Source organism: Bacillus sp. MD-5 (genome assembly GCF_002201875.1).
In the GTDB taxonomy this organism is placed as follows: domain Bacteria; phylum Bacillota; class Bacilli; order Bacillales; family Bacillaceae; genus Bacillus; species Bacillus stercoris.
In genome coordinates this window covers 1,209,027-1,230,794 of sequence record NZ_CP021911.1, presented here as the reverse complement: position 1 = coordinate 1,230,794, position 21,768 = coordinate 1,209,027, and the positions used below count along the sequence as shown (strand labels likewise).

The window sequence follows — 21,768 nt, the reverse complement described above, 5'->3', positions numbered from 1 at the left end:
TTTTCCGCCTCCTAGTCTTTTACATTGACCCAGTCATTCCTATGAATAACCTCAAACGTTTTCTCAAAATCAAGTTCGTCACTTCGTTTGCCTTTAGCCTCCATAATCTCCTCGGAGGAGTAATGAGTTTGGCCTTTGCCGATCACGCCGCCCGGTCCCCTGACTTCCACAACCGCCCCTTTCGGAAAACTTCCGTTAACGCCCACAACGCCAGCGGGCAGCAGACTGCTTCCATTATGGATCATCGCCTCTTCGGCACCCGCATCAATGATGATTTCTCCAGATATCGGAGAGTGGAACTGAATCCACTGCCTCGTGTTGTTAACCGAAGACAGTTCTTTGTCTCCGATATAAGTGCCGTCTCCCCTCCCGTCTAAAATGTCCGCAAGTTTTTGCGCCCCGCTGCCTGTTCCAATGAACACTTTCACTCCCAGAGACAGCGCGGTTTGTGCGGCTAACAGCTTTGATTTCATTCCGCCGGTGCCGACCTTTGATCCGGCTGAACCTGCATATCCAAGCATTTCAGGTGTGATCTCCGGCAAATAATCAAATCGTTTCGCCTCAGGATTTTCATTCGGATTGGCATCATACAGTCCGTTGATGTCGGTGAGAATCATAAGCTGGTCTGCGTGAATCAATCCGCTGACTAATGCAGAAAGCATATCATTATCTCCGAAAGTCAATTCTTCAACAGATGTAGAATCGTTCTCGTTGATAATCGGAATGACGCCCCGTTCTAATAATTCCATTATCGTAGCATACGCGTTTCGATACCGTTCTCTTTTCGAAAAATCATTTCTCGTTAAAAGGATTTGTCCCGGAGTCAATGAGTATTGTTTAAATTGATTCATATATTGCTGCATTAACAGTGTTTGTCCGACCGCGGCTGCCGCCTGTTTTCCTTTGATGGTAACGGGACGGGACGGATAACCGAGGCTTGAAAACCCCGCCGCTACGGCTCCCGAGGTAATCAGGATCATTTCATGCCCCGCTTTTTTCAACACGGAAATGGCCTGAACATGCTCTCTGATTTTTGCCTCATCAATGCTCCCTTTGCTATTCGTGAGCGAACTGCTTCCTATTTTCACTACTATTCTTTGTTTTTTCATTTATTCTCCTCCGCGGCTCTTCTACAATAAAAAAACCCATTTCATCCTGATTCATAAGGACGAAATGGGTTTCCGTGGTACCACCTTGATTGAACGCGCTTGTGCACGCTCCGCTCTCCTGTAACGCCAGGTTATGCGCCTAGGTTTTCCCCCTAAGACTCCAAGGCAGGTTCGGCAGGTTTCATGCGGCAAAATGTTTCAGCGGGTCATTTTGCTCTCTGTCACAGAAAGGTCTGCTTACTAATCCTCTTCAACGCTCAATGATTTTTTTATATTATGCAAAGAAAAGAGACACTTGTCAAGGTTTTTTGTGATCAAAAATAGCCCGCATTGCGCGGGCATTTTGCGGTCTAGTTAAAGACGATTGTTTTATTTTCATGAACGATGACGCGGTCTTCCAAATGCCATTTCACAGCACGGGCAAGCACGCTGCGCTCAATTGTTCTTCCGATATTTTTCAACGCTTCCGCATTATCGCGGTGGTCTACGCGCTCAATATCCTGTTCAATGATTGGCCCTTCATCAAGATCGTTTGTCACATAGTGAGATGTCGCACCGATCAGTTTCACGCCGCGCTCGTAGGCCCGTTTGTACGGATTCGCACCGATAAAAGCAGGCAGGAATGAGTGGTGGATATTTATGATGCGATTCGGATGAGCCGAAACAAAATCAGGAGTTAGAATCTGCATATAGCGTGCGAGCACAATCACATCAATATCGTACTGCTCCAGCAGTTCAAGCTGCTTTTTTTCGACTTCCGCTCTGATGTCTTTGTTCGCTTTCATATAGTGGAATGGAATGTTCAGGCGCTCAACCAGCTCTCTCGCTTCCTCATGGTTACTGATGACAACAGCGATCTCCGCCATAAGGTTGCCGGTTTGCCATTCCCAAATCAGCTCATGCAGGCAGTGAAGCTCCTTCGAAACAAAGATGGCGACGCGCTTCAGCTCGCTTGCCAATGTTAAGCTCCAGGTCATGTCGAATTTTTCCGCAACAGAGGCAAACGCCGCTTGAAGGGATTCTTTTTTCTCACGAATGCCCGCACAGTCGAATTCGATTCTCAGGAAGAACCGCCCGCCTTCAGGGTCTGTCGTATATTGATTTGATTCTATAATATTAGCGCCGTGTTCAAATAAAAACGCGGAAACCGCGGAGACGATCCCCGGCTGATCGGGACAGCTGACCAAAAGGCGTCCTTTATCCTCATTTCCGTCACGGTAATCGTCCATCCGCTGAGTCATATATGATTTCATGAATAATCCCTCTTATCTTTGTAAGTCTAAACTATTTATCCATTATACTGAAGATTTGATAAAAATCAATTTATGACAAAATTTTTAAACCAACCGCTGAGCATAAAATCAACGCGATAAAGAAAATCCGTTTGGCGTCTTTTTGCTCCTTGTAAAAGAGGATGCCGACAAGCGCCCCGCCGGCGGTGCCAATCCCTGTCCAGACCGCGTAAGCCGTTCCCATCGGAATGGTTTCCATTGCGTACGACAGCAAGGAAAATGAAGCGGCAAAACCAACAATGATCAACAGCACCCATTTCACGCTTTTTTCCTTCGCATATTGATTCATAAGGGCCACGCCGGCCATTTCTAAACAGCCCGCGCACAGTAAACTGATCCAGTGCAGCATTATGCCCCTCCTCCTTTTTCCTCTGTCTCATCCTGTGTCACAAGCTTCAATCCGATGACACCGATTAAGAGCACGCCAATTAACAATAGCTTCGGCCATCCAATTGGTTCATGAAACAGAATAATTTCACTAAGTACCGTTCCCGCTGTGCCGAGTCCGGTAAAGACGGCGTATACAGTACCGACAGGCAGACTGTGAGTTGCTTTTATTAGAAGATAAAAGCTGAATATGATGCCGATGGCAGTGCCGCTCCATGTTAAGGCTGAGTCAGCGTGCTTTAAGCCTATCACCCAAACAACCTCGAAAACAGCGGCAAGCACGACCAATCCCCATTTCATTTGAGTCATTCCTTTCTATCTATTAAGATTCTCCGAAAACAAAAAAACCCCGGACAGTCGTCTCACATGAGATTGACTCTCCCGGGCTTTTTTCCCTCCGTGTGCATACGCGCTTCTATTTACGCGTATGTGTTTTCTCTCGAACCAGTCCATGTCCATTGACATGCGGAACCCTAGAAAACTTTACATGATATCATCATACTAAACTCAGCTCTATCTTTCAATTGTAAGATTTTCTTTCATAAACAGCGATCGGTTTATTCCATTTTCTGATCGTTTTGCTGTAATGCATGCCGATTTTCTCCGCTACCCGTATGGACGCTTTGTTACCCGGATCAATCAAAGCCGCCATTTTGCCGAACTGCCGCTCGTTAAAGCCATAGTCCAGACAGGCCCGAGCCGCTTCTTGCGCATAGCCGTTCCCCCAGTGGCGGCGGGCAAACATATAGCCAATTTCCATTACTGTTTGATTTTCGATCTGCTGTGGTACGATGCCGCATTGTCCCAAAAAATCCCCTGTCCGCTTATCTTCGGCGACCCACAGACTGACGCCGTACCCTTTTTCATTTCGTTTGTTCCAATTGATCCACTCGCGGGTTTGCCTCTTATCTTTTAAACCGGAGTAATATTTCATGACGTCAGGATCGTTAAAAAGTTCAAACAAATAAGCCTGATCCCGATCTTCCATACAGCGCAAACGAATTCGATCGGTTACAAGCTTCGTTTTAGCGCTCATATTTCGCCACATCCTGCTTCCATTCTTTTTTGAGGGCTTCAATATGTGCTTGATGATAGCGGCTATGATCTGACATATGCCAAATGCCCCACCGTATGGTCGCGGTGTCACCATCATAAGAAAGAGGCTGATGCAAATCATTTTCAGTTAAGGTGTAACATACCGATTTCAGCTCGTTTACCACATGCTGATGTATTTTCAGGAGTTCATCTAATCCGGGTTGATTCTTCGGTTCAGGCAGCTGTCCGTTTTGATCTGTCATCGGGCCGTATGCCTGTTCAATATGATTCGGTATCCGATTCCCCTTGATCCGCCAGACCCATCTGATATCAACATTTGCGATATGGTGCAAAAGCTGAGCCGTGCTGTTTTTTGTTTGGCAGCGCCCCTTATAGTAAAGTTCACTGTGCGTCATGTGGCTTACGATAGAAGCCAGACGGAGACTGTTTTCTTCCACTGCGGAATATAGCAGACTGACCGTTGGTGCCATATCGTTTCTTATGAATAAGTCATTCATGTTCAGCTCCCCTCCTAACTAGGTACATTTGACACCAAACAATAATTCCCTTTAAAAAAGAAAAAAGCTCTCATTGCAATAGAGAGCCATCTTAATTGTTATTTCCCGGTTTATATAAATAAGGATCATGCTGCGGTTCATTAGAGGTATTTAAATCAAGTGATATATCGCCGCGCGCATTCATCGTGCCAAGGGTGATTGAAGACAGCAGTTTCGGGCTGTACCCTTTTTCCTCAAGCTTCTCAAACAGCCAGGATCGGTTTTTTTGGAGATATTTCAAATTATGATCAAGGATTTCGCCGTCCAGTATGAGCGGAATCGGGATAAAATTCCGTTCAGCTTTCATATTCAAATCCCGCACCTGCACCGCTCTCGCTTCCTCTTTTGGGATGACGCTTACTTCTCCCGTTTCTTCAATGATGGCAAGATCAATGTCAGCCGGATCAGCATACCCCTTTTCCCTCAGCTTTCCGAGCAGTTCATTAACAGTCAGCCTTTCTTTACGGAGGCCGCGTTCATCAATATCCCCGTTTCGGATTAAGACAGTTGGGCTCACGACCAGGAGCCATCGCCATTTATTAGATAATGAGAGCTTGCTCATTATTAGATAAAGCACCAAAAAAGCGCCCGCATAATAAATTGACATCGGCAGCTTGGATGTTAGGATCGGCTCACTGATGATGGTTCCGATTGCGAAGGTCAAAAGCAGATCAAAATTGTTCATTTGTGACACAGCTTTTTTACCGGCAAGCCGAAACAAAATATATGCAATCGAAAATACGATAACTGGCTTCAGTAAAAATACCCATACCATCCATAACACCGATCTTTACCTCCATCCGCTGATCATATTGAGCCTATTGTGCCCAGTGGCAGACCCTCTATGCATGCCTTTTGTCCAATAGAAAGTGACACCGATTGGAGGCGCAATATGAAATATCAGAAGACGAATTCCCATTGGCCCTGCGATCTGCCATCGGCTCCCCAGTTCACGGACTATCAGCAACAGCAAACACTTGACAGGCTGGTCGGTTTAGAGCTAAGGATGGAGCAGCAGAGCGATTGAGGTAAACAATGAAGGCTGAGAACAATGCAAAACCGTGTATGCACAAACGGCGGCGGGTCAGTGATTGTCCGGATGTAAACCGGCGCTTGTCCGCCTTCTTCTCTCTCAATAAAAAACTCTTCTCTGAAAGGAGAAGAGTTTCGTGTTTAAACGGACTGTGCCAAACTTAATTGCGGGCCGAATAGCTCGTAATGGATAGACTCCGGCGCTGATCCGAGCTCTGATACAAGCTTATGCATTCCCGTAATAAACGACGGTGAACCGCAAATATAGTAATCTGCATCTGTGTTGGCAATCAGTTCTTTGAGGAATTGCTGATCAATCTGTCCTTCATGAAATTGAAGATCACCTGCACGGTCTTCCTCTGTCGGCTCGCGATACACAAATGCAGTTTTAACAGCAGAATGTTTTGCGGCTTCTTCTACCTCATGGCGCAATGCGTGATATTCACTGTTTTTCGCCGCATGAATGAACAGAATTTGCCGTTCAGGCTGTTTGGAAACAGATGTTTTCAACATGCTGATCATTGGTGTAATACCAACTCCGGCACTGATCAAAACGAGATCTTTCTGTGATGCAGGATTTAAAACAAAGTCCCCTGCCGGTGCGCTGATCTCTATTGAATCTCCCTCCTGAAGCCCATCATGTAGATAGGAAGACACGACACCATCTTTTTTTACTGAAATTCGATAATAGTCTTTTCCCGGCATATCAGACAGGCTGTACTGGCGGATATGCGTATATTCAGAATCAGGAATCCGAACTTTTAGGCTGATGTACTGCCCCGCTTGAAATTCAGGTAACGGCTTGCCGTCTTCTGATTTCAAATAGAAGGACGTAATTTCTTTGCTTTCCCGCTCTTTTTTCGCGATGACGAACGGCTTATACTCTTTCCAGCCGCCGGCTTGCTCTTCCGCCTGTTCATACATTTCTTTTTCAATTCCTATGAACGCGTCAGCAATTACTCCGTACGCTTTCTCCCATGCCTGCATAATGTCAGGGGTTGCAGCATCTCCCAATACATCTTTAATGGCAATCAGCAAATATTTACCGACGATTGGGTAGTGCTCAGGCTTAATTCCGATACTGCGGTGCTTGTGGCCGATTTGTTTGACAACCGGAATGATGTTTCCTAATTGGTCAATATTTGCCGCAGCTGCAATAACGGCATTTGCCAATGCAGTTCGCTGTGTTTTTTTCTTTTGGTTTGTTTGGTTAAAAATGTTCAAAAGCTCTGGATGGTCTTGAAACATCCGATCGTAAAAACGGCCAGTGATTGTTTCTCCATGCTGTTGCAATACGGGTACAGTGCTTTTAATAATTTCGATTGTTTTGTTATCTAACATTGTATAAACAATCCTTTCGAAAAGATGTATTTAGAATATATCTTTAAAATACATGATCTTACGAATAAAAGATATATCTAAAATGAATCTTTAATAAAGTTGTCACAAAATTATCAATTTAACATGACATTTGTTGCTTTTTTATAGAATCCCCTAGCAAAAACGGACTAACCATTGAAATAATCACCATTGAAAAGTACAAAAAAAACCCAAAACAACTTATGTTTTGGGTTTAATGTTCACCAAGGCTTATCAGTTCCAAGCGCATTTGCAAGCGCCTGGCTGTGTTTCTTGCGGTTCTTTCGTTCATTAGCGCGCTGTACAGCTGTATTATGCAGCATGATTTCTTCTTCTGTTTCCGGTACAACTCTCGGTACAGGCACCGGCTTGCCATTTGAATCTAATGCGACAAATGTCAAAAAGGATGTGGCAGCGAGTTCCCGTTCGCCAGTCATCAAATGCTCCTTAATAACTTTCACAAATACTTCCATGGAAGATGTGCCGACCCATGTCACATACGACTCTAGGCAGACAGAATCCTTTTGCCCGATCGGTTTTAAAAAATCTACAGAATCCATTGAAGCTGTTACGGTTTCACGTCTGCAATGGCGCGCCGCAGAAATAGAGGCAATGTCATCGATGTAGCTCATTAATTTTCCGCCAAACAGCGTATTATGGTTGTTCGTATCAAGCGGGAACACCCTGCTGGTTTTTACAACCTTTGACTCTTTACAAAATCTTGTTTCCGGTGTTTCCATACCTTTCTCCCCTTTGATGTCTGATCTTTTAGCTAAATGCACTTATATTCTCCTATTAAACAATATTCTCTTCCATTTGTCTAAAATTTAAAATGGTTTAATGATTTTCATGATGAGGGAATAATAAATGTATTCTTCATACTTTAGGAGGAAAAACAAATGGACGTATCCATCCCGAAATCTCAGCACAAAACGGTATGTCGAACGGAATACGGCACACTTCAGAAAGTGGTTTTATGCAGACCTGAGCACATGACCATAAAAGATGTCATAAACGAAACACAAAAACATTTTGAAGATGACAATATTCATGTGAAAACCGCCAACAATCAGCACAGCCGCTTAGTGGAGGCACTCAGATCACACAACGTTGAGGTCATCCTTTTGCCCGTTCGCGACGGACTCCCAGAACAGGTTTTTACTAGGGATATAGGGTTTGTCATCGGAGAAAAAGCCTTTCTGTCGAGCATGACTGAACCGATTCGCCAAGGAGAAGAAGCCGTTATAAAAGATTTTTTTCACAGCCAAGGTATCTCTTACACCCGTATGCTTGATACAAGCATTGAAGGCGGGGATGTCATTATCGATGGTGACACCGTATATGTCGGAATCAGCCAGCGCACCGACATTTCAGCCATCGGCCAGCTTGAAGAGGCACTGCCTGAGTACACGATCGTTCCAGTGAAGCTGCATGAAAAATTTTTGCATTTGGACTGTGTTTTTAACATTGTATCTGAAAGCGAAGCGTTAATTTATCCTCAAGCACTTGAGTCAGAGGCAGCTGATATGCTGGCAAAACGTTATGACCTTATTGAAGTGCCCGAGGACGAACAATTTACGCTTGGCACCAACGTCCTTTCAATCGGGAGAAAAACGATCATCAGCCTCCCTGGCAACCGACATGTCAATCAAGAGCTATCAAAAAGAGGCTATCACATTATCGAAATTGACCTGTCAGAAATCATCAAATCAGGCGGCTCCTTCAGGTGCTGTACACTGCCGCTGATTCGCGGCGAATGAAGAATCTTCCCCTTTTTCATGTTTTGAACAGCTTATTTTATCAAGATACGTTAATATAGAGGTGACATCATTTTTAAGGGGGAAATCGCATGACAAAATACATAGGATATGTCGGAACATATACAAAAGGCGGAAGCGAAGGAATTTATTCATTTGAGCTTGATACTGAGAAAAAAGCACTCAGCGAGCCAAAGCTTGCCGCTAAGCTGGGCAACCCGACATATGTGACGCCGAATAAAAACAACACCATCCTTTATTCCATCGAAAAAGCAGACGGCCAAGGCGGAGTTGCTGCCTATCAAATCAATAAAAACAGCGGCGAGTTGACATTTCTGAATCATCAGTTAATTGATGGTCCTTCTCCATGCCACGTAAGTGTTGATGATCAAAATCAATTCGTACTGACTGCCAATTATCACAGCGGGAAGGTACACGCGTTTCCGGTTCAGGAAGACGGCAGCTTGCAATCACCTGCTTCTGAAGCCGCTCACACAGGAAAAGGGCCGCACGAAAGACAAGAAAAACCGCATACACACTACGCAGGGTTCACACCTGAACACAATTATGTCGTAGCGGTTGATTTAGGTACAGATAAGCTGTACACCTATAAGCTGAAAGACGGCGTATTGGCTGAATCCGGAAGCCATTCCTTCGCTCCCGGTACAGGGCCTCGCCATATCGCTTTTCATCCGAAAGAAAAATACGCTTATGTCATGACAGAATTAAGCAATGAAGTGATTGCGCTTGAATACAATCCGACAGCCGGTGAATTTAGAGAAATCCAGGTCGTTTCTGCCATCCCTGATGATTTTAAGGATAACAGCCAGGGAAGTGCAATTCATGTCACACAGGACGGACGCTTTGTTTACGTCGCAAACCGCGGCCACGACAGTATCGCCGTATTTGAAGTGAATCAATATTCAGGAGAGCTGGCTTTCATAGAAAGAGTTTCGACAGAAGGAAACTGGCCTCGTGACTTTGTATTTGACCCAACGGAAGGGTTCCTCGTTGCCTCAAATGAAGAAACAGGCAGCCTTGTCCTGTTTGAAAGAGACAAAGAAACCGGCAGATTGACACTGCTTCCATCAACTGTTTCTGTCCCTTACCCGGTTTGTGTGAAATTTTTACATCAAGCATAAAAGCAAAGACTGGCTCAGGAGCCAGTCTTTTTTGTCTATCTCACCTTTTCTCTCGTCTCAGCAGTTCGATACAAATGGCAAGCGACAAAGCGGCCGGGTTCGATTTCTTGAAGCTGGGGACGGGATTCCCCGCATTCAGGCATCGCCTCCGGGCAACGGGTCCGAAACACGCAGCCGCTCGGCGGATTGACTGGGCTCGGCAGCTCCCCTTTCAAGAGAATACGCTCACGCTTGTCCTCCAATTCGGGATCCGGAATCGGAATCGAGGATAAAAGCGCCTTTGTATAGGGATGTAGCGGCTCACGATACAAAGTGCCGCTCTCTGTAATTTCCATCATGTGCCCTAAGTACATGACACCGATCCTGTCACTGATATGCTTCACCATCGAAAGATCGTGGGCAATAAATAAAAATGTGAGCCCTTTTTCTTTTTGAAGCCGCTTCAGCAGATTGACCACCTGCGCTTGAACCGAGACATCAAGAGCAGAAATCGGTTCGTCCGCCACGATAAATTCGGGATTCAGCGACAGTGCTCTCGCAATCCCGATTCTCTGTCTTTGCCCGCCGCTGAATTCATGCGGATAACGGCTGCCAAAATCGGGGTGAAGCCCAACTGCCTCAAGCAGCTCGTCCACGACGAGAAGCCGCGCTTTATGGGTATTGTAGAGATTGTGAATCTCCATCGGCTCCAAAATAATTTCTCGAACGGTCATGCGCGGGTTCAATGAAGCATAGGGGTCCTGAAAAATCATCTGCAGTTTGCGGTTGAAGGCAAACTGCTCTTTTTCACTTAGTGCATGAAGATTTGTGCCGCGGTATACCACACTTCCTTCTGTTGGCTGATAGAGGCGCATCAGCACTCTCCCCAAGGTTGATTTACCGCACCCTGATTCCCCGACTAGCCCGAACGTTTCTCCTTCACGAATCTGAAAGGTAACCCCGTCGACGGCTTTGACTGTCCGCTTTTTCCCTGCGTCAAAATGCATTTTTAGCTTGCTGACCTCTAACAAAGGCAGTGGCGTCATTTGTCTCCCTCCTTATTCTGAAAAACAGCGGCGCACCGCACAAAGTTCTTTTTCATAGATTGTTTCTTTTAATGTAAGGATTTCGATTGATTTTCCCGTCTTTGGAGAATGAAGCATTTTCCCGCCGCCAACAGAGAGACCGACGTGATGAATCGCTCCTTTTCCTTCCTCATAAGCAAAAAACAGCAGGTCACCAGCCTTCATATCATCAAGCGGGACATCCTCCCCCGCCTTAGCCTGATCTCCTGCATCACGGGGGATGCGGTATCCATTGGCCTTAAATATACTGTACATAAACCCGGAGCAATCAAACCCAAACCCGCTGATCCCTCCCCACAGATAGGGAAGGCCAAGAAAAAACGCCCCCGTTTGAATGATGTCTTCAGCAGTTCCTTTCTGTTCGCTGACAGGCACTGCATCACTTTGCTTCACAAACCTTTCCCCAAAAACGGTCGAAACCTTAAAATATCCGTTTTCTTCTGCAATGAGGGGGAGAACTGTCAAAAAGCTCAATTCGATCTCCTTTTCTCCATTGCTTTTGTACAAAAAGGCAGCAGGTTTGCTGATCATCACATCGTGTTGTGAATGGATGGGTGTAGATTTTTCCAGTTGGTTCTTTTTCATCCAGCCCGGGTATCCGCGCGGATCCTTTCGGGATGGCTGGCTAGGCACGATCACAGAAGCCCATTCCCCCTGTTCCGCTGTCACAAGTACTTTTTCGCCAAAGAGAACCTGAGTTTGAATTACATTGTCTGTACATAAACCAAGCCGTTCATCATACGTCATGCGCTCCAGCCAGTCTCTGATCCTTACAGTCGGTTGAAGCATGAATTGATCAGACAGACGCGGTGAATCAGGCGCTGTCCAGATGTTGGCCACTGCTGATATGACGGTGTGCATCATTGCTCTGTTTCCCCTTTCAAAAGCGCAGCCCCGGTGATTCCGAGACCCGGTCTGCCAGGCATTGAAATCGTGCTGCCGCTGTATGTTATACCGCCTTTGATGACATCTGTTTTCAGCATCAGCGGCGCGTCAAAATCAAAGCGTGTGATGTTTCTTTTACTTGCCGCAAAATGCGCCGCGGCCGTAATGCCCAGCTTTGTTTCGATCATGCTGCCGACCATGCACTCCACCCCGCAGGCCTCCGCTATGGCATTGATTTTCTCTGCTCCGCTGATGCCGCCCGCTTTCATCAATTTAATATTGATCAAGTCTGCGCTTCGGGTTTGCAGAATTTCGAATGCCTGCCGCGGTGTAAAAACACTTTCATCAGCCATAATCGGTGTATCTGTCGCATCTGTCACCCTTTTAAGCCCTGTGAGATCATCTTTATGAACAGGCTGCTCGACAAGCTCAATGCCAAGGCCCGCATCCTCCATTTTTCGAATAGCAGTTACAGCCTCCTTCGGCGTCCACCCCTGATTAGCGTCTAAACGCAGTTTCACAGCTGATCCGACACGTTTTCTGATTTCCTGAATGCGGGCGATATCTGTTGCGATATCATCTTTTCCGACCTTTATTTTCAGCGTTTGAAAGCCTTGTTTGAAATAATTCTCGGCATCCGCGGCCATCTCTTCAGGTGAGTTGACACTGACGGTATAATCTGTTTCAAGCGCATACCGGTATCCGCCAAGCATTTGATAAAGCGGCAGTCCGCACATCTGCGCCCAGCCGTCGTATAGCGCCATTTCCACAGCAGCCTTCGCGCTCATATTTCCTGTAAGAAGATGCTGGATGTCGTGCAGAATAGCCTCATAGCCCGACAGGCTTTTTCCAAGCAATGCCGGCTTCAACACATGGTGGATGGCACTTTCAATGCTATCCATGCTGTCACCTGTAATCACGACCGTCGGCGGCGCTTCCCCCCATCCGATTGCGCCGCTGTCATAAGTGATCCTGACAATGACTGATTCAGCCGTATACACAGTGCGAAGCGCGGTTTTAAATGGCTTTGTCAGCGGGACGGCGATTCGGCTTGTTTCGATTCGAATGATTTTCATGTCTTCAGCGCCCCTTCTGAAACGCCTGCCTCTATTACAACTGTTTTTTCTGCTGTATTCATAGCAGCTTTCGCACCGACCGGAACGGCAATACTTGGGGAGCAGTGGCCAATTTTAAATCCTTTCAGAGCAGGTTTTCCGGCTGTTATAATATAGTCTTCCAGCACTTGCTCAAGAGAGAGAGACTTCTCTCTCTTCACCGGGACACAATTGTGAAAATCACAAACTAAAATCCCCTCCGCTTCCGTCAGCTTCCCCGACATTTTCAGCTGATTTAGCATCCGGTCGATTTGGTAAGGCTCCTCGTCAATATCTTCAATAAATAGAAGCTTTCCTCTCGTATCAATTTCAAATGGCGTGCCCAGTGTAGACGTCAGCAAAGACAGATTTCCCCCGACAAGCTCACCTTCCGCTTTGCCGGGAACAAGCACGGTCAGCGGAGAAAGCTCTTCAGTATAGGTGAATTCCGTCTCCTGGAAGAGCTGCTTATATGACGCTTTTGTCAGCGGGTGAACGTCGTCAAGGCCAATATCCGAGCTAAGCATCGGGCCATGGAAGGTGATAAGACCTGTGTTTTGATGAATGGCAGTATGTAAAAACGTAATATCGCTGTATCCCCAAAAGATTTTAGGGTGTTTGCGGATTAAGTTGAAATCAATGCCCGCGGCGATACGTCCTGTCCCAACCCCCCCGCATGCGCACAGCACTGCTTTCACCTCCTCGTCTCTGAACATCTCATGGAGATCCGCCAGCCGCTCATCATCCTGTCCCGCTAAATAACCGTGCTGGTTTTTCAGTGCCTTGCCCAACTTCACCTGAAGACCGAGCTCTTCTAAAAATAAAAGCGCGGTGTCAAGCTTTTTTGGATCCGGCGGGCTTGCGGGCGCGATCACTCCGACTGTATCACCCTTTTTCAGCGCTTTCGGCTTGTGATTCAACGGAAACACTCCTTTCATTTGCTCTGCACCCTACGTATACGTGAAAGAAAGAGAAAAAATACCGCTCCTTCGCATAAAGAAGCAGTATTTCCTCAATCACCGCCATCAGTTTTTATCTGCCCATTTTAAATCGATATAGCCGACAGGGTGACGGACAATTCCCTTTACTTGTTCATTTTGCAGGTGAACCTGATTATAAAAATAAATTGGAATGATCGGCGCTTCATTGATGAGCAGCTTTTCAGCTTGATGCATAAGAGAGAAACGTGTTTTTTCATCGGCTTCATTTTTCGCCTTTTGGATCAGCTGATCGTATTCTTTATTGGCCCATCCTGTGCGGTTCATCGAATTTCCCGCTTGGAAGGCTTCCAGAAAACTGATAGGGTCCGCGTAATCAGGTAAAAATGAGCTTTGAGAGAATTGGAATTTCAGCGCTTTTTGATCCTCTAAAAATACGTTCCATTCCATATTGGCCAGCTTTACATCGACTCCAAGGGTATTTTTTAATTTTTGCTGGACAGCCTCGGCAATCTTTTTATGCTCCGGCTTTGTGCTGTAAGTAAGCGTGATCGCAGGAAGCTTATTATAGTTTTCTTCCTTCATCCCCTTTTCGAGCAGCTGCTTCGCTTTGCTTTCGTTAGGCGTGATCAGGTCTCCGCCCGCTTCACGGAAATCTTTGCCGTCGGGCTGCGTAAATCCAGGCGATACAAAGGCGCGCGCCGGTTTTTCATTATTTTTCGTGACGTACTTTACAATTTCGTCTTGATCCACAGCCATCGCAAAGGCTTTTCTGATGTTTTCATTTTGAAATGGCTCCATGTTCACATTAAACCGATAGAAATAGAGACCCGCCTGGTCAACAATATTGACGTTATCCTGATCCATCAGCTGGTCGCTTAACTCTGCAGGGACATAAGCAGTATCAAGTTCGCCTGATTGAAACATCTGATAATCTGTATTTCTGTCACTGACCATCGCCCATTTCACCTTATCAAGCTTTACGGTATCCTTATCCCAATACGTGTCGCTTTTCTCCATAGTGATGCTGTCATCATGCTTCCATTCCGTCAGCTTAAACGGACCGTTCCCAACAAAAGTATCCGCCTCAGCGAACCACTTTGGATTGTCTTTATCGACCTTTTCGTTTACTGGAAAATACGCTGGATTGGAGACGACGCTGAGAAAATATTTTTGCGGTGCTTCCAGCGTAACTTCAAGGGTTCGATCATCCTTTGCCGTCACCTTCACATCGTCTTTTTTCCCTTTCCCGCTGTTATACGCTTCGCCGCCTTCAATAAGATAGCCTAGGAATGCCGATGAAGCGCCTTTTTTCGGATCAAGCATCCGCTTCCACGCGTATTCGAAGTCTCCGGCAGTTACCGGATCTCCGTTTGTCCATTTCGCATTTTCTCGAATCGTAAACGTGTAGGTTTTTTTATCCTTTGATACAGACCACTTCTCCGCCATTGCCGGCTCGGGCTCATTCTCTTTGCCAAGACGCGTCAGCCCCTCCAAGATGTTATTTAACGGCTGCCATGACACATTATTGAAACCGATCGGCGGATCAAATGAAGTCGGTTCATTTTCGTTGTTTAAATAAAGCACCTTTTCTCCGCTGGTTTTTGCCTTATCATGACTGCCTTCTTTTCCGGCCTGTTCATTTGCTGTGCATCCCATCAGCGCAAACGAAAGTCCTAATGCAAGGCCCATACCCCATAGCTTTTTCACTCGTTTCATCCTCTTCCCCCTTTTCATGTTCAACCCTTCGCATCTCCTGACAGCACAGCATGCTCTGCTCGTTGATCCTGCAGCCAGCAGTTGACAGTATGCGAGTCAGACCTGATCGTCTGGGCCGGGTATACCCTGTCACACACAACCATCCTGTTCGGACAGCGGGCGGCAAACGGGCAGCCCGGCGGAGGTGAAAATAAATCCGGCGGTGTTCCGTCAATCGGGGTCAGCTCAGCGCCATCTAAATCCAGCCGCGGGACAGAGCCCAGCAGGCCTTTTGTATATGGGTGCTGCGGCTGATAAAAAATATCTTTTCTTGTGCCGATTTCCGCTATTTTCCCGGCATACATGACTGCGACTCTGTCAGCTACCTGGGCAACGACCCCTAAATCGTGCGTAATCAGAATGACAGACACATTCGTTTTTCTCTGAATCTCTTTAAACAGCTCTAAAATCTGGGCCTGAATGGTTACATCCAGGGCGGTGGTCGGTTCATCCGCAATTAAAATGTCAGGCTCGCAAATCAGCGCCATCGCAATGACAATCCGCTGTCTCATGCCGCCGCTGAATTGATGGGGATATTGCTTTAGGCGCTCTTCGGGATCTGGAATACCGACCAATGACAGCATGGAAAGCACCTCTTTCCGCGCCGCTTTTTTGCCCATTTTTTTGTGGCGCAATAGCGCTTCCCCCAGCTGGTCGCCGACAGTCAGCGTCGGGTTTAACGCCGTCATCGGGTCTTGAAAAATCATAGAAATGTCGGCTCCCCTTATGCTTCTCATTTCTTTGTCAGAGAGACGGCAAAGGTCTTTGTTTTTAAATAGAATGCTGCCGTCTGTCACCTTCGCCGAATAAGGCGGAAGCAGGCCCATGATGCTTTGGGAGGTAACGCTTTTGCCGCAGCCGGATTCGCCGACGATCGCAAAGGTTTCTCCTTTATACAAATCAAAGCTCACCCCTCTGACCGCCTGAACCGTCCCGCCGTAAGTCGTAAAAGACACGTGCAGATTTTGGACTGACAGAACTTTTTCCATACAGCTACCTCCTCAGCTTAGGGTCAAGCGCATCCTGCAATCCGTCCCCCAGCACATTAAACGCATACATCGTCAGAGATATGAAAAAGGCCGGAAAAAACAGGCGCCACCAATGCCCAGATAAAATCGTAGGCAGGCCGTCATTCGCCATCACGCCCCAACTTGCAAACGGGGCCTGTATGCCGAGGCCGAGAAAGCTTAAAAATGATTCTGCGAATATAGCGGCAGGTACGGTTAATGTCATTTGTACGATGATCGCTCCCATAGTATTCGGCAGCAAATTCTTCCGTATGATGCGAAACGTTTTCGCGCCAAAGGTTTTCGAGGCGAGCACATATTCATAATTTTTAATCTGAAGCACCTGGCCTCTTACAATTCTCGCCATGCCGACCCATCCGGTCACAGTCAGCGCCACAATAATCGTGCCCAGTCCCGGCCCCATGAGCACCATCAGCAAAATGACAACAAGCAGGTACGGCAGCCCGTACAGCACTTCGATAATCCGCATCATAATGCTGTCAATCCTGCCGCCTTTATAGCCGGCAACGCCTCCGTAAATGACACCGATCACAAAATCAATCAGCGCTGCCATCACGCCGACAAATAACGAAATTCTCGCGCCATACCATGTTCGGGTAAACACATCCCGGCCGAGTTCATCGGTGCCGAACCAATGATCGGCTGAGGGCGGAAGATTTTGTTCGGTCAGCGATTGGCGTACGACACTATGAGGCGATATAAAGGGCCCGATAACTGCCATGACAAAAAGAAATAATAGAATAAAGAGTCCGGCCATCGCTAATTTATTTTTCTTCAGCCTCCTCCAGGCATCCTGCGTGTATGACAAACTCGGCCGCTTGACCGAATCGGCTTCCCGATTTTTTTCCTGATTTGAGACAAACCACTCATCCGGCACCTGAATGTGCTGTTCTGGCTGGCGTTCATCCGTTTGTACAGGGAGATTCACACGCTTCACCCTTTCTTATGCAGTTTAATGCGCGGGTCTAAGAGACCGTAGGCCAAGTCGACCAAAAACAGCATGATGATCAGAATGACGCTGTAAAAAACGGTCGTTCCCATAATCACGGGATAGTCCCGCTGATTAATGCTTTCCACAAAATATTTTCCCATTCCCGGAATGGCAAAGATTTTTTCAATGACAAAGCTTCCTGTTAAGATGCTGGCGACGAGTGTGCCCAGGACGGTAATGACGGGCATGAGTGCATTTCTGAGTGCGTGTTTCACAATAATTTTGAACGGGGAAAGCCCTTTTGCTTTTGCTGTGCGGATATAATCCTGAGTCAGAACTTCGACCATGCTTGACCGTGTCAGCCTGGCAATGATCGCCATTGGCCCTACAGCAAGCGCTGCGGTCGGAAGCACCATATGAATCGGGCTCGTCCATGTGGCAGCAGGAAATAGTTTGAGATTGACTGCAAATTGCTGGATGAGCAATGTTGCGAGAATAAAATTCGGGATGGAGATGCCAAGTACCGCAAGACTCATCGCAGCGTAGTCCAAAAAGCCATTACGGCGGAGCGCAGCGATTACGCCCAGTACCAGCCCAGAAATCACAGCAATGACAATCGCCGTCATTCCAAGCTCAAAGGAAACGGGAAATCCGCGTTCCAGCATGTCATTTACGCTGTCGGATGGTTTTTTTATTGAAGGTCCAAAATCGAATGTAATGATGGATTTTAGGTAGATGATGTATTGGAAAATGAGAGGATCGTCTAAGTGATAGTAGGCTTCGAGATTTTTTTGAACGGCTTCATTTGTGCCTCTCTCCTCGTTAAAAGGAGATCCGGGAATGACCTTCATGAGAACAAAAGTCAGGGTGGTAATCACCAAAATCGTAGCTGCCATTGCCCAAAAACGCTTTATCATGTATCGTGCCAAAGCCTAAAACACCCCTTTAGCAGAATGATGTCCGCATCGCAAGCTCAGTCATGACAAGCATCGCCTGATAGGCCTCAAGCATGTCCTTCGCCTGAAATTGAACGGTTGTGGTTCCCGTTTTGATTTCCGTTCCCGGCATCAGATTCGCCCATTCTGCCTGGCCGTAATTGGCGAATTCAATGCTCAGAACCGGCCTGTCAGGCGGTGTAAGCGGTTTGACCTTGTCCTTGTTTTGCAGGGCAAATGCGGTTTTTTCTGTCAACAACCGTCCGGCTTTCGCAGGCGACAAGCACTTCACTGCAGATCTTGAAATCGTTTGTTTGACCGCGGCTGTCGTCACGTTCGGAATGAGCTCTTCCGCTTCCTTAGCCGCCCGGTCATCCCCGGCCACCATTAATACAGGGACATCATAATAACCGGCAACGTATGCATTTAGCCCAAGCTCACCGACAGGCCGATCGTTTATGTAAAAATGACGGACCCCGAAAATCATGCTGTGTGACATGACACCGGGAGTCGAGGCTCTCGCATGATAACCGAGGAACAAAGCGCCTGTAAACGTATCATCCAGTCCCTCAACCATAGAAAATGGTTTGACGTCACCGGAAATCAAATCTGCTTCAGGGTGAAGCTTTTCAACCATCAGATTATTCATCTTCGAATGACTGTCATTGACCAGCACCTCGGTACACCCGCTGTTAAATGCTTCGGCAATACAGTAGTTTGCTTCTTCAGTCATAATGAGCCGCCCGCGTTCATAATTACGCTTGCCGGAATCCACAAAGGTATCGTCCGGAAGACCCGAAATACCTTCCATATCTACTGACAGGTACAATTTCATAAAGCTCCTCCTTTTTTACTAAATTATGAATATTCTAACAAATTATATTAAAAAAAGAGGAAAAATGCAATATAACTGGGGAAAATCTCGACCATTCAGTGATAAAAAAGAATCCTCTTGCAAGGATTCATGTCTGTTTTTCTGTCTGTTCTGTAAGCAGTTCATATTTTTTCAGCGTTCTTTCAAACACCTGATCAAAAACGTCCGGCACAGAGGCGCGTATCACCTCAGCTCCCTCTCCCGTTATTCCGCCTTTCGTTGCAACACGTTCCAGCGTCTCCTCGAAAGACATATTTTTTTCAATCAGCAGCTTGCCAGTTCCGTATAGTGAATGAATCAGAAAATCAAAGGCTTCTTCTTTGGACAGGCTGCTGTTTCTGACGGCAGACAGTGCCAATTCTTCAAAGATTGCAGCTATGAATCCCGGTGCCGAGCTCGTTAAATTGCTGGCCGCATCAACATTCGATTCTTTGATTTCTCGTACACGGCTGAAAACCGATAACAATTCATTTAGATGCTCTTTCTTCTCCGCAGCCAGTGCTTCACTGTGAACGACAAGTGAGATGCCGGCTTCTGCTTCGGACGTAATGGCAGGAATAACGCGTGAGATACCCGCTTCTGTTTCCGCCTCCAAAAGACGCAGCGGCACACCGGCAGCTATGGATACGATGTGAGTATTTCTGTTCACATACGGGTGCAGACGGCGCATTGTTTCGATGACATGGAGCGGCGGGACGCATATCAAAATCAATTGGCATGTATTTGCCCAATTCTCCAGCGAATCAGCCGATACGTTTGGGTAATCTGACATGAGTACCTGCAGCCGCTCCCCCTTCGTTCTCGTTTCAATAAATAGTTCATTCTCTTTTATTTGTCCATGCTTTAACAGCTGTCTGGCGATCATATCCGCCATGCTGCCATAGCCAATCAATCCAATCTGTTCCATCGACTCAGTCCTTTCATATACAATAAGAAGTGTACCGTTTTCCGCACTTTTTCACAATTTCCCATAATCTTTTCATTTTTATCCCACAGTTTTTGTTTATGATAAACTCAAGTCATAAACCTATCATAAATAGTAATGTGAAAATAGAGAAACGGAGTGAACATAATGGATAACTATCGTGATGAAAACAGAACGGAAGGTAATGAGAATGAGGTCTTTTTAACAAAAGAGAACGATCAGAGCACCTCCTACTCAGCACGCAATGTCATTCATGATCAGGAGAAGAAAAAACGAGGGTTCGGATGGTTCAGGCCGTTGCTTGGCGGAGTGATCGGCGGCAGTCTCGCCCTTGGCATTTACACGTTTACACCGCTTGGCGACCATGATTCTCAGGACACTGCAAAACAATCATCCAGCCAGCAGCAAACGCAATCTGTTACTGCTAAAAGCACGTCCTCTGAATCTAAAAAAAGCTCATCAAGCTCAAGCAGCTCATCTGCATTCAAGAGCGAGGACTCTTCTAAAATCTCAGATATGGTAGAAGACCTTTCACCAGCAATAGTCGGCATTACAAATCTTCAGGCACAATCAAACAGCTCTTTGTTCGGCTCTGGCTCATCCAGTTCCAGCTCTGATTCCAGCGAAGACACAGAAAGCGGTTCAGGGTCTGGTGTCATTTTCAAAAAAGAGAATGGCAAGGCTTATATCATTACAAATAACCACGTCGTAGAAGGAGCATCTTCACTGAAGGTATCTTTATATGACGGCACTGAAGTGACAGCAAAGCTGGTAGGCAGTGACTCGTTAACTGATTTAGCTGTCCTCCAAATCAGTGAGGATCATGTCACAAAAGTGGCAAACTTCGGAAATTCATCTGATCTCAGAACAGGCGATACCGTTATTGCGATTGGGGACCCGCTTGGAAAAGACCTGTCCCGCACGGTAACACAAGGAATTGTAAGCGGCGTGGACAGGACGGTTTCAATGTCTACTTCAGCCGGCGAAACGAGCATTAACGTCATTCAGACAGACGCAGCAATTAACCCAGGTAACAGCGGCGGTCCTTTGTTAAATACAGACGGCAAAATTGTCGGCATTAACAGTATGAAAATCAGTGAGGATGATGTTGAGGGTATCGGATTTGCCATTCCAAGCAATGACGTAAAACCGATTGCTGAAGAATTGCTGTCGAAAGGGCAAATTGAACGTCCATATATCGGTGTCAGCATGCTTGATCTAGAACAAGTGCCGCAAAACTACCAAGAAGGCACACTCGGCCTGTTCGGCAGCCAGCTGAATAAAGGTGTTTACATCCGTGAGGTCGCTTCAGGCTCTCCTGCTGAAAAGGCTGGATTAAAAGCGGAGGATATTATCATCGGCCTAAAAGGTAAAGAAACCGATACAGGCAGTGAATTGCGCAATATCTTATATAAAGACGCAAAAATCGGTGATACCGTTGAAGTGAAAATTCTCAGAAACGGCAAAGAAATGACGAAAAAAATTAAACTCGATCAAAAAGAAGAGAAAACTTCGTAAGAGATAAAGCCTCGGGTCGCAAAATTCGGCCTGAGGCTTTTTTAATAGACAAAGACCTAACTGCTCTATGAAACTTTCTGGCGAGATATCCGTATATCATACAGACTGACATCATTCGCATCAAGATGCTAGAAACATCGTTTGCTAG

General features: G+C 46.4%; 22 protein-coding genes, 1 pseudogene and 1 riboswitch. Of the genes and pseudogenes, 4 read left to right on the top strand and 19 right to left on the bottom strand.

Going from position 1 to position 21,768, the window contains the following annotated elements; translation table 11 throughout:
* Window positions 1-11: 11 nt before the first annotated feature.
* The 7 genes from proB to CDO84_RS06130 form a co-directional block, all read right to left on the bottom strand.
* Window positions 12-1,109, bottom strand: coding sequence for a glutamate 5-kinase (gene proB, locus CDO84_RS06160; protein WP_014663696.1), 1,098 nt, complete (start codon window positions 1,107-1,109; stop codon window positions 12-14).
* Between the two features lie 350 nt (window positions 1,110-1,459).
* Window positions 1,460-2,362, bottom strand: coding sequence for a formyltetrahydrofolate deformylase (gene purU, locus CDO84_RS06155; protein ID WP_014663695.1), 903 nt, complete (start codon window positions 2,360-2,362; stop codon window positions 1,460-1,462).
* A 70-nt stretch (window positions 2,363-2,432) separates the two neighbouring features.
* A complete protein-coding gene (ykkD, locus tag CDO84_RS06150) occupies window positions 2,433-2,750 on the bottom strand; it encodes a multidrug efflux SMR transporter subunit YkkD (RefSeq protein ID WP_014476583.1) in 318 nt (105 codons plus the stop codon).
* Window positions 2,750-3,088, bottom strand: a complete 339-nt coding sequence (gene ykkC, locus CDO84_RS06145) for a multidrug efflux SMR transporter subunit YkkC (protein WP_014663694.1) — start codon at window positions 3,086-3,088, stop codon at window positions 2,750-2,752. Before ykkC ends, ykkD begins: the two co-directional genes overlap by 1 nt.
* Before the next feature lie 76 nt (window positions 3,089-3,164).
* Window positions 3,165-3,276: riboswitch (guanidine-I (ykkC/yxkD leader) on the bottom strand.
* 32 nt (window positions 3,277-3,308) lie between these two features.
* Window positions 3,309-3,824 (bottom strand): GNAT family N-acetyltransferase, encoded by a 516-nt coding sequence (locus CDO84_RS06140; RefSeq protein WP_040083338.1) that lies wholly within the window; start codon window positions 3,822-3,824, stop codon window positions 3,309-3,311.
* Entirely contained in the window at window positions 3,814-4,341 is a 528-nt protein-coding gene (locus tag CDO84_RS06135) for a DinB family protein (protein WP_040083339.1), read from the bottom strand. Before CDO84_RS06135 ends, CDO84_RS06140 begins: the two co-directional genes overlap by 11 nt.
* Before the next feature lie 91 nt (window positions 4,342-4,432).
* Window positions 4,433-5,164: a DUF421 domain-containing protein gene (locus tag CDO84_RS06130; protein WP_040083340.1), complete on the bottom strand. Its 732-nt coding sequence runs from the start codon at window positions 5,162-5,164 to the stop codon at window positions 4,433-4,435.
* A 108-nt stretch (window positions 5,165-5,272) separates the two neighbouring features.
* On the opposite strand from CDO84_RS06130, the pseudogene CDO84_RS06125 reads away from it, so the two are divergent.
* Window positions 5,273-5,485 (top strand): annotated as a pseudogene (locus CDO84_RS06125) (hypothetical protein).
* 68 nt (window positions 5,486-5,553) lie between these two features.
* Here the strand turns inward: CDO84_RS06125 and hmpA are convergent.
* Both hmpA and CDO84_RS06115 read right to left on the bottom strand, forming a co-directional pair.
* A complete protein-coding gene (hmpA, locus tag CDO84_RS06120) occupies window positions 5,554-6,765 on the bottom strand; it encodes an NO-inducible flavohemoprotein (protein WP_331281204.1) in 1,212 nt (403 codons plus the stop codon).
* A 227-nt stretch (window positions 6,766-6,992) separates the two neighbouring features.
* On the bottom strand, window positions 6,993-7,511 hold the full coding sequence (locus CDO84_RS06115) for an acyl-CoA thioesterase (protein ID WP_003232595.1): 519 nt from the start codon (window positions 7,509-7,511) through the stop codon (window positions 6,993-6,995).
* Window positions 7,512-7,670: 159 nt separating this feature from the next.
* Here CDO84_RS06115 and CDO84_RS06110 point away from each other — a divergent pair, with 159 nt between their 5' ends.
* A complete protein-coding gene (locus tag CDO84_RS06110) occupies window positions 7,671-8,531 on the top strand; it encodes a dimethylarginine dimethylaminohydrolase family protein (protein WP_040083342.1) in 861 nt (286 codons plus the stop codon).
* A gap of 89 nt (window positions 8,532-8,620) precedes the next feature.
* Window positions 8,621-9,670, top strand: a complete 1,050-nt coding sequence (pgl, locus tag CDO84_RS06105) for a 6-phosphogluconolactonase (protein ID WP_040083343.1) — start codon at window positions 8,621-8,623, stop codon at window positions 9,668-9,670.
* Window positions 9,671-9,705: 35 nt separating this feature from the next.
* Here pgl and CDO84_RS06100 read toward each other — a convergent pair whose 3' ends face one another.
* The 10 genes from CDO84_RS06100 to proG all read right to left on the bottom strand — a co-directional run bounded on the left by CDO84_RS06100 (window position 9,706) and on the right by proG (window position 20,084).
* Entirely contained in the window at window positions 9,706-10,695 is a 990-nt protein-coding gene (locus tag CDO84_RS06100) for an ABC transporter ATP-binding protein (protein WP_040083344.1), read from the bottom strand.
* Between the two features lie 12 nt (window positions 10,696-10,707).
* The gene (eepC, locus tag CDO84_RS06095; protein WP_040083345.1) at window positions 10,708-11,598 is read right to left on the bottom strand and encodes a gamma-D-glutamyl-L-lysine dipeptidyl-peptidase; all 891 of its coding nucleotides are present in this window, start codon (window positions 11,596-11,598) and stop codon (window positions 10,708-10,710) included.
* Window positions 11,595-12,695 carry an L-Ala-D/L-Glu epimerase gene (ykfB, locus tag CDO84_RS06090; protein WP_040083346.1) on the bottom strand — a complete coding sequence of 367 codons (1,101 nt, stop codon included), beginning with the start codon at window positions 12,693-12,695 and terminating at the stop codon, window positions 11,595-11,597. Before ykfB ends, eepC begins: the two co-directional genes overlap by 4 nt.
* Complete coding sequence (locus CDO84_RS06085; protein ID WP_040083347.1) at window positions 12,692-13,651, bottom strand: S66 peptidase family protein; 960 nt, start codon at window positions 13,649-13,651, stop codon at window positions 12,692-12,694. Before CDO84_RS06085 ends, ykfB begins: the two co-directional genes overlap by 4 nt.
* A gap of 87 nt (window positions 13,652-13,738) precedes the next feature.
* Window positions 13,739-15,388: a dipeptide ABC transporter substrate-binding protein DppE gene (dppE, locus tag CDO84_RS06080; RefSeq protein WP_082033051.1), complete on the bottom strand. Its 1,650-nt coding sequence runs from the start codon at window positions 15,386-15,388 to the stop codon at window positions 13,739-13,741.
* Between the two features lie 2 nt (window positions 15,389-15,390).
* Window positions 15,391-16,398: a dipeptide ABC transporter ATP-binding subunit DppD gene (dppD, locus tag CDO84_RS06075; protein ID WP_040083349.1), complete on the bottom strand. Its 1,008-nt coding sequence runs from the start codon at window positions 16,396-16,398 to the stop codon at window positions 15,391-15,393.
* A gap of 4 nt (window positions 16,399-16,402) precedes the next feature.
* On the bottom strand, window positions 16,403-17,365 hold the full coding sequence (gene dppC, locus CDO84_RS06070) for a dipeptide ABC transporter permease DppC (RefSeq protein ID WP_014663678.1): 963 nt from the start codon (window positions 17,363-17,365) through the stop codon (window positions 16,403-16,405).
* A gap of 5 nt (window positions 17,366-17,370) precedes the next feature.
* A complete protein-coding gene (gene dppB / locus CDO84_RS06065; RefSeq protein ID WP_014663677.1) occupies window positions 17,371-18,297 on the bottom strand; it encodes a dipeptide ABC transporter permease DppB in 927 nt (308 codons plus the stop codon).
* A gap of 16 nt (window positions 18,298-18,313) precedes the next feature.
* A complete protein-coding gene (dppA, locus tag CDO84_RS06060; RefSeq protein ID WP_040083350.1) occupies window positions 18,314-19,138 on the bottom strand; it encodes a D-aminopeptidase DppA in 825 nt (274 codons plus the stop codon).
* 127 nt (window positions 19,139-19,265) lie between these two features.
* Window positions 19,266-20,084: a pyrroline-5-carboxylate reductase ProG gene (proG, locus tag CDO84_RS06055; protein WP_040083351.1), complete on the bottom strand. Its 819-nt coding sequence runs from the start codon at window positions 20,082-20,084 to the stop codon at window positions 19,266-19,268.
* Window positions 20,085-20,249: 165 nt separating this feature from the next.
* On the opposite strand from proG, the gene htrA reads away from it, so the two are divergent.
* Window positions 20,250-21,620, top strand: a complete 1,371-nt coding sequence (htrA, locus tag CDO84_RS06050; RefSeq protein WP_040083352.1) for a serine protease HtrA — start codon at window positions 20,250-20,252, stop codon at window positions 21,618-21,620.
* The last annotated feature ends 148 nt before the right edge of the window (window positions 21,621-21,768 follow it).

Excerpts from the sequence above, each read along its gene's own strand:
- proB (WP_014663696.1), bottom strand. The coding sequence starts at position 1,109 with ATGAAAAAACAAAGAATAGTAGTGAAAATAGGAAGCAGTTCGCTCACG.
- purU (WP_014663695.1), bottom strand. The coding sequence starts at position 2,362 with ATGAAATCATATATGACTCAGCGGATGGACGATTACCGTGACGGAAAT.
- ykkD (WP_014476583.1), bottom strand. The coding sequence starts at position 2,750 with ATGCTGCACTGGATCAGTTTACTGTGCGCGGGCTGTTTAGAAATGGCC.
- ykkC (WP_014663694.1), bottom strand. The coding sequence starts at position 3,088 with ATGAAATGGGGATTGGTCGTGCTTGCCGCTGTTTTCGAGGTTGTTTGG.
- CDO84_RS06140 (WP_040083338.1), bottom strand. The coding sequence starts at position 3,824 with ATGAGCGCTAAAACGAAGCTTGTAACCGATCGAATTCGTTTGCGCTGT.
- CDO84_RS06135 (WP_040083339.1), bottom strand. The coding sequence starts at position 4,341 with ATGAATGACTTATTCATAAGAAACGATATGGCACCAACGGTCAGTCTG.
- CDO84_RS06115 (WP_003232595.1), bottom strand. The coding sequence starts at position 7,511 with ATGGAAACACCGGAAACAAGATTTTGTAAAGAGTCAAAGGTTGTAAAA.
- CDO84_RS06110 (WP_040083342.1), top strand. The coding sequence starts at position 7,671 with ATGGACGTATCCATCCCGAAATCTCAGCACAAAACGGTATGTCGAACG.
- pgl (WP_040083343.1), top strand. The coding sequence starts at position 8,621 with ATGACAAAATACATAGGATATGTCGGAACATATACAAAAGGCGGAAGC.
- CDO84_RS06100 (WP_040083344.1), bottom strand. The coding sequence starts at position 10,695 with ATGACGCCACTGCCTTTGTTAGAGGTCAGCAAGCTAAAAATGCATTTT.
- eepC (WP_040083345.1), bottom strand. The coding sequence starts at position 11,598 with ATGATGCACACCGTCATATCAGCAGTGGCCAACATCTGGACAGCGCCT.
- ykfB (WP_040083346.1), bottom strand. The coding sequence starts at position 12,695 with ATGAAAATCATTCGAATCGAAACAAGCCGAATCGCCGTCCCGCTGACA.
- CDO84_RS06085 (WP_040083347.1), bottom strand. The coding sequence starts at position 13,651 with ATGAAAGGAGTGTTTCCGTTGAATCACAAGCCGAAAGCGCTGAAAAAG.
- dppE (WP_082033051.1), bottom strand. The coding sequence starts at position 15,388 with ATGAAAAGGGGGAAGAGGATGAAACGAGTGAAAAAGCTATGGGGTATG.
- dppD (WP_040083349.1), bottom strand. The coding sequence starts at position 16,398 with ATGGAAAAAGTTCTGTCAGTCCAAAATCTGCACGTGTCTTTTACGACT.
- dppA (WP_040083350.1), bottom strand. The coding sequence starts at position 19,138 with ATGAAATTGTACCTGTCAGTAGATATGGAAGGTATTTCGGGTCTTCCG.
- proG (WP_040083351.1), bottom strand. The coding sequence starts at position 20,084 with ATGGAACAGATTGGATTGATTGGCTATGGCAGCATGGCGGATATGATC.
- htrA (WP_040083352.1), top strand. The coding sequence starts at position 20,250 with ATGGATAACTATCGTGATGAAAACAGAACGGAAGGTAATGAGAATGAG.